Source organism: Streptomyces sp. A0592 (genome assembly GCF_004795115.1).
Lineage (GTDB): Bacteria > Actinomycetota > Actinomycetes > Streptomycetales > Streptomycetaceae > Streptomyces > Streptomyces erythrochromogenes.
Genome location: NZ_SSBM01000017.1, coordinates 1 through 13,924, shown reverse-complemented (window position 1 = coordinate 13,924; position 13,924 = coordinate 1). Strand labels below are relative to the sequence as shown.

Here is a 13,924-nt window from a genome sequence, read left to right as displayed (position 1 = left end):
CTTGCTCTCGCCGTGCCCCACCGTGGCTCCCGTCCCACTTCCGTCACCTAGGCAAAGGCCCATGTCCGCCCAGCAACTCTCGGACCTCATACGTTTCGCTCGTCTCAACTCTCCCTTCTACCGGGACCTCTACGGGTCCCTGCCGCCGCACGCCGACCGACTCACCGACCTTCCCGTGGTCGACCAGGAGGCGTTCTGGGCGGCCAACACCCTGCACGACAACCGCGTACTGACCGGCCCGCTCAGCGAAGCCACGGTCTACAAGACCGGCGGCACCACCGGATCCCCCAAGTTCTCCGTCTACACCCGGGACGAGTGGCGCACCTTCGTCACCTCCTTCGGGCAGGGTCTCGTGGACACGGGGCTGCGTCCGGGACACCGCGTCGCCGACCTCTTCTACGCCGGGGAGCTGTACGCCAGCTTCCTGTTCGTCCTCGACTCGCTCGCCCACGCGCCCGTGGACAACGTCCGTCTGCCCATCGGCGGCGGCGCCCCACTGGAGTCGACGATCCCCACCCTGCGCGATCTCTCCGCGCAAGTACTCGCCGGCACGCCCACCACCCTGTGCCGGCTCGCCGAACAGGTCCTCGCCACCGGCGTCCGGCTCGATTCCGTCGAACTGCTCCTCTTCGGCGGCGAGGCGCTCTTCGACGACCAACGGCGCCTGCTGGCCGCCGCGTTCCCCGGTGCCGAGGCCCGATCCGTCGGCTACGCCAGCGTGGACGCCGGCCTGCTCGGCCGGCCCGTGCCCGGCGCCGACGCGCGGGTGCACCGGGCCTTCACGCCGTACTCCGTCGTCGAGATCCTCGACGACTCCACGGACGAGCCCGTCACCGAGCCGGGCCGTCCCGGCCGGGTCGTCGTCACGAGCCTGTTCCGCCGCCTGATGCCGATCATCCGCTACCCCGCCGGCGACCGGGCCGAGTGGACCGGCACCGGACCCGGGCACTTCCGGATCCTCGGCCGCGCCGAGGAAGGCGTACGCGTCGGGCCCGTGTCCCTCTACACGCAGGACGCCCAGGACGCGGTGGCCGCGGCCGACACCGCCGGGCAGGTCGTCGGCATGCAGCTCGTCGTCCGCCGCTGGGAGGGCCGCGACGGGCTCGTCCTGCGGCTGGCCACCGCCCCCGGCGACGAGCGGGACTCGGACCGGCGGGAGTCGGACCGGCCGGACTCGGACGGGCGGGATTCGGATCTGCGGGATTCGCATCTGCGGGAATCCCTCGCGCGGGCCGTCGTCGCGGAGCTGGAGGCCGTACGGCCGCTGTATCCCGACAGTGTGCGTGCCGGGTTCGTGCACCCGCTGTCCGTGGAGTGGGCGCGCCACCGCGACCTCGCCGTCAACCCGCGCTCGGGCAAGCTCGTCCGGGTCCTCGACGAGAGGCCGACGGCATGACCGCCGCACCCGGCACCCCCACGGCCGCTCCACCGGCCCGGCGCACCCCGCTGATCCTGCGCAACCGCGCCTTCGCCGCCGTGTGGCTCGGCCAGGTGCTCACCCAGGCCGCCGTGCGCATGTTCCAGGTCGGCGTGTCCTGGTGGATCGTCGCCTACGCCGTGCAGGGCGCCCGCGGCCTGGCCTCCGGGCTGTTCATGGCCCTGTGCACGCTGCCCGCCGTGGTACTGGCCCCCGTGGTGGCCCGGACGGTGGCCGGATTCGCCCACCGTTCGGTGCTGCGGACCGCCGCCGGCCTGGCCGCGGCCACCGCGTGCGTCCTCGCGGTATGGGCGCAGGGCGGCGGACCGCCGCTTGCCGGGGTGTACGCCGCCGCTCTCGCCCTGGCCACCTGCCAGGCGTTCTTCGACCCCTGTCTGACCACCTCGGTGCCCGAACTCGTCGACGACGCCGACATCGAGACGGCGACCGGCTTCGAGCTGTCCACCCAGTCCCTCGCCGGCCTCGGCGGCGCGCTGCTCGGCGCCCTGACGGTCGACCGGGCCGGTGTGGCCGGACTCGCCGCGGGCTGCGCGGCCGCCTACGCCGGCGCCGCCCTCCTCGTCGCGAGCGCCCGCTTCCGCAACGCGGCAACGTCCGCGCAGGGCTCGGACGCGCCGCCGGCGCAGCGCCCGCTGCGCCGCATCCTCGGCGAACTGCCCTACGTACGGCGGATCCTGGTCTGCTTCACTGCGGCGAACCTCTTCACGGCCGCCGTGTTCGTCGTCATCCCCCTCTACACCCGTTCGGTCCTGCACGGCGGTGGCGGCACGGTCGCCCTGCTGGAGGCCTCGCTGGGCGCGGGCGCCCTCGTCGGCGCCTTCACCGGTACCCGCGTGCCCGGGCGGCTCACCGTCGCCGGCGCCTGGTGCCTGGGGTTGATGGCCCTCGCCCTGGCGCTGCCCGGCCTGTTCGCCCACCGCCCGATCATCGCGGGCTGTCTGGTCGTGGCCGGCTGGTGTGCGGGGGCCGTCAGCGTCCGCTTCGTGGCCCTCTTCCAGCGGCTGGTACCGACGGCCGACAAGCCCGGCTTCTTCGCCGTGATGCAGGCCGTCCTGGGCGCCTCCCTGCCCGTGGCGTCCCTGGTGTTCGGGTCCGCGGGCGACCTGCTCTCCCCGCAGACGCTGTGCCTGGTGCAGGGTGTCGGCCTGCTGCCCGCCGCCTGCGCGCTGGCCCTGCTGGGGTCCGGAACCCCCGAGCCCGCGCCCGAGCCCCAGCCCCGGCCCGCGCCCTCGCCCGCGGTGGACCCGGAGACCGTCGGAGGCGCCCGGTGAATCCCGTCATCACCCCGGCCACCGGCGCGGACATCGCCGAACTGCGCCAGCTCTACTACGCGGTGTACGGCCCGCACTACCCCGTGGCGCTCGGCACGGACCCGGCCGAGATGGCCCTGCTCATGGCGAACCCGCACTCCCTGTGGCTCGTCGCCCGCTGCGCCACCACGGGGGCCCTGACCGGCTCCGCCGCCATCCACGGCGAGGCCGGCAGCCGCATCGCCCGGCTGGAGGGCATCGCCGTGCATCCCGAGCACCGCTCGGCCGGACTGGCCGCCACCCTGACCGAGGCGCTCTGCGCCGAGATGCTGGACACGGGACGGCTGGACTCGGTGTACGCGACCGTGCGCACCGTCGGCTCCGGCCCCCAGCGGGTCGTCGCCCGCAACGGCTTCCGCCCGCTGGGCATCCTGCCCAACGCCGTGGATCTCCGCAGCCGCGAGAGCCTCGCGCTCTACGCGCGTCACTCCCCCGGTGTGCTCGACCGCCGGGTGCCCGTCACCGAAGTGCCCGCCGTGCTGCTGCCGTTGCTGCGCACGGCCGGGGAGGCCCTCGGCATCGGCTACCCGCAGGTGCGCGCCGCGTCCGGCCCGCTTCCGGCCCCCGCGCCGCGAGGGGCCGTCGAGCGGCTGGAGATGATCGAGGCGCCGGCGTTCGTACGCCGCCGCTTCCGCGAGCGGTTCCCGGGCGCGGAGGGCTGGTTCTACCCCCTCCACACCCCGAACGTGCTGCTCACACCGGAGGACGGCCGGTTCGAGGTGTACGCCTACCTCAACCGCGCCGGCGGGTACTGCTCCCTGCTGACCGCCCACCCCGACCCGACGGCCGCTGCCGCCCACCTCGAACCCGTCACCCGCGCCCTGGCCCGCGCGGGCGCCGGCTACGTGGAGGCGCTGGTGCCGCTCGCGCACCAGGAGGCCCTCTCCGCCTTCCTCGCCCAGGGGTTCGTCGCCGGAGCCCTCTACCCGGCGATGCGCGCGGACGGCGACGGCTTCCACGACTACGCCGTCCTGTCCCGCTCCAGCGAGCGGATCGACTTCCGCGGCGTCGCCGTCGAACCGCCCCTCCAGCCCTACCTGGACTGCTACGCGTCGGCCTGGGCGTCGGCGCACCTGCCCACACCATCCGAGGTTGCCCCATGAACCGCATGAACCCCCATCTCGCGCCGGTCGCCGTACCCGACCCGGACCTCCTGCCACACGTACAGCAGCTGTGCGACCTGACCGACCCCTACGCCCACGGGCCCGCGGTGGACGAGCTGTTCGCCGCCGCCATGGCGGAGACCAACGCCTGGCACACCGAACGCTCCGCCTTCTTCCGCTCCCTGTACGAGGCGACTCCCCCGGCCGAGCCGTACCGTACGCCGCTCGTCCACGCGAACTTCTTCAAGCGCCACGAGGTGCTCTCCATCCCCCGCGAGGACGTCGAGCTGCACCTGACCTCCTCCGGCACCACCGGCCAGAAGTCGCAGATGTTCTTCGACCACTGGACCATCCGCTCGGCGCAGCGGATGGTCGCCCGGATCTTCGAGCGCAACGGCTGGATCACCCCGGACCAGGAGGTCAACTACCTCCTGTACAGCTACGAGCCGGCCCCGTCGCTGAACCTGGGCACCGCCTTCACCGACAACTACCTGTGCGACTTCGCCCCGGCCCGCAGCGTCGAGTACGCGCTGCGCAACACCGGCGGCGACCACGAGTTCGACCCCTTCGGCTGCATCGCCGCGCTGCGCCGCTTCGAGCGGGAGGACGCCCCGGTGCGCATCCTGGGCTTCCCCGCCTTCCTCTTCTTCACCCTGGAGCGGATGCGGGCCATGGGGATGGCGCCGCTGCGCCTGCCCGAGGGCTCACTCGTCGTCCTCGGCGGCGGCTGGAAGGGCCACTCCGACCGGCGCATCGAGAAGGAGGAGCTGTACGCGCGGGTCACCGAGCAGCTCGGCATCCCCGGTGAGCGGATCCGGGACACCTTCGGGTCGGTGGAGCACTGCATCCCGTACATCGAGTGCGACCACCACCGGCTGCACGCCCCCGTCTGGTCCCGGGTGACGATCCGCTCCACCCGGAGCCTGGAGCCCCTGCCGTACGGGGAGCGGGGCTACCTGCACCTCGTGTCGCCGTACATCACCTCGGTGCCGGCGCAGAGCGTGGTCATGGGCGACCTCGCCTCCCTGCAGCCGGGCGAGGCGTGCGGGTGCGAACTGGAGACCCCCTGGTTCACCGTGCACGGCCGTGCGGGGGTGAGCCGCAACCGGAGCTGCGCCGTGGCCGCGGCGGAACTGATGAAGGGAATGGCGTGACCATGAGCGTGCACCACCACTACTGGCAGGGCTCCTTCGTCGGGGACGAGGAGGCGGGGCGCCGCCTCGCCGAGCTGCCGGCCGCCGTCGAGGCCGCGCTGGCGACGGACCTGGAGACCGAGACCGTCCTGGCCGCCTGCGACGCCCTCTCCACCGCACTGTGCGACCCGGACCACGCCGTGCACGGCCGGCTCGCCGCGCATCTGCCGGAGGGCGAGGACCCGGCGGTCCTGGCCGAGCTCGGCGCCCTCCTCGGCCGGCGCGAGCTGACCCGCAAGCTGCGCCGGGAACTGGGGGACGCCGCCCCGGGCCGGCTGAACCGGGCCGATCCGCGTGAGACGGTCTACGAGGCGTGGGCACCCGTCGGCCTGGTCGCCCACATCGCCCCGGGCAACGCGGCGACGGTGGCACCGCTGAGCATCGTCGAGGGCCTGCTCTCCGGCAACGTCAACATCCTCAAGACCAGCAGCGCCGACACCCTGCTCACGCAGCACCTGATGGCGGAGCTGGCGGCCCTGGACCCCAGTGGCGCGCTGGCCGCACGGATCGTCGTGCTGCGGTTCCCGTCGTCCCGGCAGGAGTGGCTGCGTCTGATGTGCGCGCCCGCGGACGCCGTGGCCGTGTGGGGCGGCGAAGGCGCCGTGGAAGGTGTGGCGGCCCATGTTCCGGCCGGTTGCCGGCTGGTGGAGTGGGGACACCGGATCTCTTTCGCCTACCTGACGAGTGACGCCTGGTCGGACGCCGTGACGCTCGGCGCCCTCGCGGACGACGTGTGCCTGCACGAGCAGCAGGCCTGCTCCAGCCCCCAGGTGGTCTACCTCGACACCGAGGACGAGGGTGAGGTGTTCGCCTTCGCCGAGCGTTTCGCGGCCGTACTCGCGGCCCGGCCGCCGGCGGTGGGCGCGGCCCCGACGGCCGATCCCGACCCGGCCGAGGCGGCCGAGCTGACCACCGCCGAACTGATGGCCCGGCTGGAGGAACACCTCGGTCTGACCCGGGTGTTCACCGCGCCGGACGGCTCGTGGCGGGTCATGGCCGACACCCGGTCCCCGCTGACCGCCTCGCCGCTGCACCGCAGCGTCTGGGTCAAGCCCCTGCCGCGGAAGCGGATGATCGCCACCCTGCGCCCGATGCGCCGCTACCTGCAGACGGCCGGCCTCGCGGGCAGCCGGACCGACATCGCCGAGCTCTCCCGCACCGCCCTGGCCGCGGGCGTCACCCGGGTGACGCCGGTCGGCGCCATGCTGGAGAGCTACGCGGGCGAGCCGCACGACGGCGTGTACGCCCTCCAGCGCTACAGCCGCCGCGTCGCGGTCCAGGCGGATGCGGCCCTCTTCGCCACCACCGCCTGCCTGGACGACCTGGCCCGGCCCGTGGTCCTGCCGCCGCCCGCGGGCCCGCTGCTCGGCAAGGAGGACGTGCAGGAGCCGGCCCGGCGGGTGGCGCGCGCCGATGCCGAGCTGTACTTCCGCAGCGGCGGCAGCACCGGAGCACCCGCGCTGTCGGTCTTCAGCTACGACGACTACGACACCCAGATGCACGCGGCGGCCCGCGGCCTGCTCGCGGCCGGCTACGACCCGGTCGGGGACCGCACCGCCAACCTCTTCTACTGCGGCGCCATGTACGGCAGTTTCATCAGCTTCTTCTCCGTGCTGGAACGCCTCGGCGGGGTGCAGCTGCCGCTGTCGGCCGGCCCCGACCACCGGGCGACGGCTCAGGCGCTCATCGACCTCGGGGCCGACACCCTCTTCGGGATGCCCTCCTACCTGTGGCAGCTGCTGCACGCGGAGAAGGACGCGCTGCGGGCCTACGGCGGTCTGCGCAAGGTCTTCTACGGCGGTGAGCACTTCACGCCGGAGCAGCAGCGCACCCTGAAGGCCACCTTCGGCATCGAGGTGATCCGCTCGATCACCTACGGCAGCACCGACCTCGGGCCGCTGGGCTACCAGTGCACCGAGAGCACCGGCGGCGTCCACCACCTGCACGCCGATCTGCACACCATGGAGATCCTGGACCTGGCCGAGGACCGGCCGGTGGCGCCGGGCGAGACGGGACGGCTGGTCTTCAGCACGCATGCCCGGCGCGGCCAGCAGCTGGGCCGGTACGTGATCGGCGACCTCGGCCGGGAGGTCCCCGGACGCTGTCCGTGCGGTCGGCACGCGCCCCGCTTCGAACTGCGGGGCCGCACGGGCGACGTGATGCGGGTGGCGACGTATTTCCTCAACCACCGCCGCTTCCTGGACCTGGCCGGGGAGAACGGCGGCCACCGCGGCGAGCTGCAGGTCCGGCTCGACGTCACGGACGCGTGCGAGCGGCTGACCGTACGGGTGGAACGCACCGGGGCGACGGATGCGGAGCGGCTGCGGGAGGTCTTCCTGGCCGGCTATCCGGAGCTCCGGTCGGCGGTTGCGGAGGGGCTGCTGGACCTGGTGGTGGAGGCGGTCGACGGCGCGTCGCTGGACCGCAGCCCGACCAGCGGCAAGCTGCTCGCGGTGGTCGACGCCCGCAGGTAGGTTCCCTGCGCGGCCCGCTGCCCCGCCCGGCGGCGGGCCGCCGTTTCGATGCAGAAACACTGCGAGTTGCACCGGGGTGGCCGGGCGCGTGACCGTGGGGGTCTCGGGGAGTTCGGAGGCATCATGTCCACTCCGCGGATTCCGCCCGGGGAGACTCCCCCGGCGGAGGGATCCATCTCCTCGGCCCATCCGGAGCGCGGCGACGGTGGGGTGTGGGAGCACCCGCGGGTGTTCCTGACCCTCATCGTCATCGGGGCCGCCCTGGTCGCCGCCTTCTTCGTCGCGCGCATCGCGGGGTGGTGACCCCGCACCGCGTGCCGCTCAGGAGCGGTGGGCCGTCGTCGGGGAGGTGAACGGGCCGGCCGCGGCAGCGCAGTGGCGGGCCAGGACGTCCAGTGCCTCGCGCAGACCGGTCGGGCGGAGCATGCCGGGACCGGGGGCCCGGTTGCCCCAGCCCGGCCCGGCGAGGACCACCAGCGGACGGGTGCGGGCGCCGCGGACACCGAAGGCCGTCGCGGCGACCTGGCGGGCCAGGGTGCGGTCGGCCGTGCGCCGCGACTGGGACCACAGGACCACGGCGGACGGCCCGGTCCTGCGCACCGAGGCCGCGAGGGCCTCGCCCGGTACCGCGGCGCCCAGCATCCGCAGGGGCAGCTCGCGCTCGGCCAGGCCTGCGGCGAGTGCTTCGAGCGGCAGGGAGTGCTGCTCGCCGGGAACACACGCCATCAGGACCGGCGCCGCGTCCCGGGGGCCGGGCGGGGCGTTGCCGACGACCTGCCGCAGGACGGTGGAGACGTGCCAGGACAGGAGGTGCTCCACCTCGACGTAGCGGTCGCCCGAGGACTCCCACTTGCGGCCCACCGCGTGCAGGGTCGGTGCGATGGCCTCTTCCCAGGCCGCCACGAGCCCGTGGCCGTGCACCAGAGCGGCCAGCAGTTCGTCCATGGCCGGGCCGTCCAGCCGTACCGCTGCCCGGGCCAGGCCCCGGAACTCCTGCCGGATGTCCCCGAGGGGCAGTCCGCCGCCGGGACCGGGGCCCTGCGTCCGGCGCGCTTCGGCGGCGGGCAGCGGCTCGGGGTCCGCCACTGGGGACCTGTCCGCACGGGACCGGTTCGCATGGGACCGGTTCGCATGGGACCGGTTCGCGCGGGACAGCGCCACACCGGCGGCCTCCGAGGGGGGCACTCCCGACGTGGTGAGCCGGCACATGTCCTCCAGGACGGCGATGTCCTCGACGGTCCAGCGCCGGTGCCGGCCGCCGTCGCGTACCGCCGGGCCCATGCCGTAGCGCCGGTCCCAGGACCTGAGGGTGGTGGGCGAGATCCCGAGGCGCCGGGCCACGGCTCCGGTCGTCATGCGGGGAGTGCGGGCAGACTTCTCGGGCATGGCACCGCCTCAGGACCCATCACCAGCCCCTGCTCCCGGGCACGCCCTTGAACGGGCCCGTGATCTCGTCCGTGATCCACCCGCCGTAGAAGCCGCCCGGCTGGGCCCGTACCCGCTCTCCGTCCACCGTGCACGCCTCGACCCGGTCGGCGTGGAACGCGAGATGACCCGTGATCGGCGCGAAGTCGGGCCGCGGGGCCTCGTAGCTCCACGCGATGTCGGGCACGGGCGGGCCGTCGAGCTCCGGGCCGAGCCGCCAGTAGGTGGCCGTGCCCTTCCACTCGCACACGCTCCGGTGCTCCGAGGCCCGGAGGAGTTCGATGCGCACATCGGCCCGCGGAATGTAGAAGACCGGCGGATGGCTGGTCTCCAGGACGCGGAGACAGCGCCGGGAGTCGGCCAGCGCCACACCGGCGTGGTGTACCACCACGTGCCGCGTGTCGGGGACGATCCGGGGCGGGCGCGGGTAGTCCCACACCGATTCAGTCGCCGCCCTGTCCACACCGTTCGCTCCCATGGGGACCTCCTGTCCGTTACCGTGTCCCGCCCGCCGGCGGCGGGTCCGCAGGGTTCCGCCCGGCCCGGACCAGGAAGACCTCGTCGTGGAAGCACCAGGCCCAGTCCTCGTCCGGTGCGAGCGACACCGCTACAGGGTGCCCGCTCTCCACGTGGTGCGCGTAGGAGTGCCGGCCCCTGGAGCTGTCGCAGCAGCCGACGTACCCGCATGTCACGCACTGCCGCAGTCTCACCCAGGGCAGTCCCCGCGGCAGGCACGCCGAGCAGCCGGCGGACGGTGCCGCCGCGGCCGCCGTCCCGTTCTCCAGGTGGTCGAGGTGCGCGCAGGCGCGTCCGTCCGGACGCCCCGCGTCGGGCGCGACCTGCCACCGCCCGGGTTCTCCCATCGAGCCTCCGCCCCGCGACCGGAAGGCGTCCGCCGCTCGCGGACACCCTGCGCCCCCTCTTCCGCCGGGGCATCGCGAACGGATGCGCCGCGGGCGGGGTGCGTCCGAAACATCCGGTATCCGGGAATGTGCAACGGGGACGCATCCACCGTGTGAGGAAGGGCGGCGACATGACCGGCGCACACTGGCTCTTCGGCGATCAGCTGGGCCCTGCCTTCACCGCCCCGGGGAAGGGCGGCATTCCCCGTGACACCCGACTGGTGATGATCGAATCGCAGGCCGTGTTCCGGCGGCGGCGGTTCCACCGGGCCAAGGCGCACCTGGTGCTCTCGGCGATGCGCCATCGTGCCGCCGAGCTGGGGGACCGTGTGGTCTACGTCAAGGCGGACACCTACCGCGAGGGCCTGCGCCGAGCCGTCGGCAGCTCGCCCGTCACGGTGTACCACCCGACGTCTCGGGCGGCCGCGGCCCTGGTGGACTCCCTCGACAACGTGACCGTCCTCCCCGCTCGGGGCTTCATGGTCGGCCGCGAGGATTTCGCGGCGTGGGCGGCCGGCCACGGCGACGGAGGGCTGCGGCTGGAGAAGTTCTACCGCCATGTGCGCAGGGAGCACGATCTGCTGATGGACGGGGGCGAGCCGGCCGGGGGGCGGTGGAACCTCGACCACGACAACCGGGAGCCGCCGCCGCGGGGCGCGCGGACACTCGGCGCACCCGCGCCCTACCGGCCCCGCGAGGACCGCATCGATGCCGGCGTCCGGGAGGACCTCGACCGCTGGGAGCGGACCGGCGCCGTCTCGTTCGTCGGCCGGGACGGGCCGCGGCTCTTCCCCGCGGACCGGCGCGAGGCGCTCGCCGCGCTGCGGCGTTTCGTCGACCACCGGCTCGCCGGGTTCGGTGCCCACGAGGACGCCGTGCTGGCGGCCGACCCGGTGCTGAGCCACAGCCTGCTGTCCTCCTCGCTCAACCTGGGCCTGCTGGATCCGGCGGAATGCGTGGAGCGCGCCGAGGCGGCGTGGCGGGCGGGCGCCGCGCCGCTCAACTCCGTCGAGGGCTTCGTCCGGCAGATCGCCGGATGGAGGGAGTACGTCTGGCAGCTCTACTGGCACTTCGGCGAGGAGTACCGGACGTCCAACGTCCTGGGGCACACCGCTCCGCTGCCCGCGTGGTGGGTCTCGCTCGACGCGGACGCGGTGACGGCCCGCTGCCTGTCGACGGTGCTGCGCCAGGTCAGGGACACCGGGTGGACCCATCACATTCCGCGGCTGATGGTGCTCGGCGGTTACGCGCTCCAGCGGGGCTGGGACCCGGCCGCGCTCACGGACTGGTTCCACCGCTCGTTCGTCGACGGCTACGACTGGGTCATGCTGCCCAACGTGGTCGGCATGTCGCAGTACGCGGACGGGGGCCGGATGACGACGAAGCCCTACACGTCCGGCGGCGCCTACATCGACCGGATGAGCGACCTGTGCGGGCCGTGCCGCTATCGCCCGGGCTCCCGCAGCGGCGATGACGCCTGCCCGTACACCGCCGGGTACTGGTCCTTCCTCCACCGCCACCGGACCCTGCTGGGCCGGGGTGCCCGTACCGCCGGCCCGGTCCGCGGGCTCGACCGGCTGGGGGACCTGACGGAGCTGCTCCGGCAGGAACGCAACCGGGGCGACAGCGCTCCGTGAGGCTTGGTGCCGACGGACGGCCCGGAGTTCCAGGACTGTTCACCCCCGCGTGACCTGGGACTTCCCGGAGCGGTCCGGAGCGGCCGGTCGAATGGTGAGACCAAGAGGTCTGGACCATTCGAGGTCACGCCAATCCCGTGGCTCATTACGCCCATCACCCCGGATCCGGGCAAGTGGTCTATACCTTTGACACCAGGCTGGGTCGCGTCGAACGGGTACGTGCACAGCCGTGGGGGCTTCGTGACTGTTCATCATCTTCCGCAACCACCATCCGACGAAGAGCTCTACTGGTACTTCGGGCCACAACGCCGATGGGTGCTGATCGCCACCTCGCTCGCCTTCGTGTTCACGGCGGCGACCATGTTCACCTTCGCCCTGCGGACACCCGCCCTGTGGGCGTTCCTCGCCGTCCTCGGCCTCAACGTCGTGGCCCTGGCGCTCTCTTCCGTCAACAGCCTGCGCCAGCGCCGCCTCACCCGGCAGTCGCACGAGGTGCTGGTCCGCGCCTGGCGGCCGGCCGCCCTGCCCGGCGTCGACCTGTACCTGCCCACCTGCGGGGAACCGCCGGCGGTCCTGGACAACGCCTACCGGGCGGTGGCCGCCGTCGACTGGCCGGCCGACGCGCTGACCGTCTGGGTCCTGGACGACGCCGACCGGCCCGAAGTCGCCGCGCTGGCCGCCCGTCACGGCTACAGGTACGTCGTGCGCCCCGACCGCGGGCACCTGAAGAAGGCGGGGAACCTCAACCACGCGCTCACCCTGAGCAGCGGCGAGTTCATCGCCATCCTCGACGCGGACTTCGCACCCAGGCCGGACTTCCTGCGCCATCTCGTCCCGTACCTGTCCGACCCCGCCGTCGGCATCGTCCAGAGCCCCCAGTGCTTCGACACCGACGGGACCATGAGCTGTATCCAGCGCGCCGGCCGCGCCTACCGGGAGTGCGACACCTGGCGGGCGGACACCCTGGAGCGGCTCGGGAAGCAGGCGAAGCCCCGCCTCGTCGTGGTCTCCTCGCTCAACCGGTACACCGCGGACGAGAAGCTCCTGGCCGAGGGCTGGGAGAAGACCCTGGCGCCGCTGCGGGCCCTGGGCGTCCCGGTCGTCTACGTCGAGGACACCCCCGTACCGGGTGCGGACGTCCCGGCGTGCGTCTCGGGCAGCCCGGACTCCCCCGCCGACTGTGCGTTCGGCCGCGCGGACGCGCTCCGGCCCGATCCGCCGGCGCGCCGGATCGCGTCCGGCGCGCTGCCCGGCGTACGGAGCGTCGGCGTGAACGAGGTGCTGTGCCCGGGCGAGGGGCCGACCTGCCCGGCAGTGCTCGACCGGATCCCGCTCTACCGCGACGACGCCCACCTCACCAATGCGGCGGCCGCCGTCCTGACCAACCGGCTGGAGCGGCTGCTCACGGAGGCGGGGGCCCTGCCCGCGGCAGCGCCGGCAGGCAAGGCGGTAGCGGCGGCGGGCAGTGCGGGAGCGGCGAGCACGGTCGGCGGGGCGGACGGGTGGACGCGCCTGCTGCGGGACGACTTCGACGGGCCGGCGGGCAGTCCGCCGTCGGCCGCCAACTGGATGCATGACGTGGGAACTTGCTATCCGGGCTGCCCGGCGCCGCAGTGGGGCACCGGCGAGGTCGAGACCATGACGGACTCGACCGACAACGTCCGCCTCGACGGGAAGGGCGCGCTGGAGATCGTCCCCACCCGCAAGGACGGCGCGGGAAGTTCGGGGCGCATCGAGATCCGGCGCTCCGACTTCACTCCCCCGCCCGGCGGGGCACTGCGGATCGAGGCGTCGATCGCCCTTCCGGACGTGACCGGGGCCGGGGCGGCCGGGTACTGGCCGGCGTTCTGGACCCTGGAAGCACCGCTGCGCGACGGGTACACGGGGTGGCCCGGCGTCGGGGAGCTCGACGTCATGGAGTCCGTGAACGGGCGGGACACCGTCTTCGGCTCGATGCACTGCGGGGTCCCGGATGGCGGTCCGTGCCCGGAACCGGTGGGCCTGACCTCGGGTCCGCAGCCGTGCCCGGACTACCGTACGGCGTTCCACCCGTATGCCGTCGAGGTGGACCTCACCCCGGGTGCGGAGGAGGTGCGCCGGTATCTGGAAGGCCGCGTTCACCGCCGGGTGACAGCCGACCGCATGGACTCCGCGACGTGGAAGCGGGCGGTGCACCACGGGCTGTTCCTGATCCTGAACGTGGCGGTCGGCGGCAAGCTGCCGCAGGCCGACGGCGCCGACGTGGGACCGAAGACACAGCCGGGCCAACCGATGCGGGTGGACCACGTGACCGTCTCCGCACGCGAGCGGCGCGGCTAGGTCCTGTCCGGCGGATCTTGTGACTGTCTGCTTGTCCGGTCGTTAGGTCGGGCATGGGGCGGGGTGATCTGACGAATGCGGAGTGGGTGCGGCTTGAGGCGCATCTGCCCGCCGCCGGCCTGC

General features: G+C 73.6%; 11 protein-coding genes. 8 read left to right on the top strand and 3 right to left on the bottom strand.

The window, feature by feature from the left end; genetic code table 11:
- Positions 1-61: 61 nt before the first annotated feature.
- From E6U81_RS23200 to E6U81_RS23175, 6 genes are all read left to right on the top strand, one after another.
- Positions 62-1,396 (top strand): AMP-binding protein, encoded by a 1,335-nt coding sequence (locus E6U81_RS23200; protein WP_136232016.1) that lies wholly within the window; start codon positions 62-64, stop codon positions 1,394-1,396.
- On the top strand, positions 1,393-2,709 hold the full coding sequence (locus tag E6U81_RS23195; protein ID WP_136232015.1) for an MFS transporter: 1,317 nt from the start codon (positions 1,393-1,395) through the stop codon (positions 2,707-2,709). Before E6U81_RS23200 ends, E6U81_RS23195 begins: the two co-directional genes overlap by 4 nt.
- Positions 2,706-3,851, top strand: a complete 1,146-nt coding sequence (locus tag E6U81_RS23190; protein WP_168714711.1) for a GNAT family N-acetyltransferase — start codon at positions 2,706-2,708, stop codon at positions 3,849-3,851. The genes E6U81_RS23195 and E6U81_RS23190 overlap by 4 nt, the downstream gene beginning before the upstream one ends.
- 5 nt (positions 3,852-3,856) lie before the next feature.
- A complete protein-coding gene (locus E6U81_RS23185) occupies positions 3,857-5,005 on the top strand; it encodes an acyl-protein synthase (protein ID WP_136232131.1) in 1,149 nt (382 codons plus the stop codon).
- A gap of 2 nt (positions 5,006-5,007) precedes the next feature.
- Positions 5,008-7,518 carry an acyl-CoA reductase gene (locus E6U81_RS23180; protein WP_136232130.1) on the top strand — a complete coding sequence of 837 codons (2,511 nt, stop codon included), beginning with the start codon at positions 5,008-5,010 and terminating at the stop codon, positions 7,516-7,518.
- Positions 7,519-7,641: 123 nt separating this feature from the next.
- Positions 7,642-7,821 carry a DUF6480 family protein gene (locus E6U81_RS23175; protein WP_136232014.1) on the top strand — a complete coding sequence of 60 codons (180 nt, stop codon included), beginning with the start codon at positions 7,642-7,644 and terminating at the stop codon, positions 7,819-7,821.
- An 18-nt stretch (positions 7,822-7,839) separates the two neighbouring features.
- On the opposite strand, the gene E6U81_RS23170 is transcribed toward E6U81_RS23175, so the two are convergent.
- The 3 genes from E6U81_RS23170 to E6U81_RS23160 are packed head-to-tail and all read right to left on the bottom strand — an operon-like array spanning position 7,840 to position 9,806.
- Positions 7,840-8,904 carry a MerR family transcriptional regulator gene (locus tag E6U81_RS23170; protein ID WP_136232013.1) on the bottom strand — a complete coding sequence of 355 codons (1,065 nt, stop codon included), beginning with the start codon at positions 8,902-8,904 and terminating at the stop codon, positions 7,840-7,842.
- A gap of 19 nt (positions 8,905-8,923) precedes the next feature.
- On the bottom strand, positions 8,924-9,421 hold the full coding sequence (locus tag E6U81_RS23165) for a DUF427 domain-containing protein (protein ID WP_136232012.1): 498 nt from the start codon (positions 9,419-9,421) through the stop codon (positions 8,924-8,926).
- A gap of 16 nt (positions 9,422-9,437) precedes the next feature.
- Positions 9,438-9,806 carry a UBP-type zinc finger domain-containing protein gene (locus E6U81_RS23160; RefSeq protein ID WP_136232011.1) on the bottom strand — a complete coding sequence of 123 codons (369 nt, stop codon included), beginning with the start codon at positions 9,804-9,806 and terminating at the stop codon, positions 9,438-9,440.
- Positions 9,807-9,976: 170 nt separating this feature from the next.
- Between E6U81_RS23160 and E6U81_RS23155 the strand changes: the two genes are divergently transcribed.
- Both E6U81_RS23155 and E6U81_RS23150 read left to right on the top strand, forming a co-directional pair.
- Positions 9,977-11,482 carry a cryptochrome/photolyase family protein gene (locus E6U81_RS23155; protein ID WP_136232010.1) on the top strand — a complete coding sequence of 502 codons (1,506 nt, stop codon included), beginning with the start codon at positions 9,977-9,979 and terminating at the stop codon, positions 11,480-11,482.
- Positions 11,483-11,722: 240 nt separating this feature from the next.
- The gene (locus E6U81_RS23150) at positions 11,723-13,801 is read left to right on the top strand and encodes an SGNH hydrolase domain-containing protein (protein ID WP_136232009.1); all 2,079 of its coding nucleotides are present in this window, start codon (positions 11,723-11,725) and stop codon (positions 13,799-13,801) included.
- The last annotated feature ends 123 nt before the right edge of the window (positions 13,802-13,924 follow it).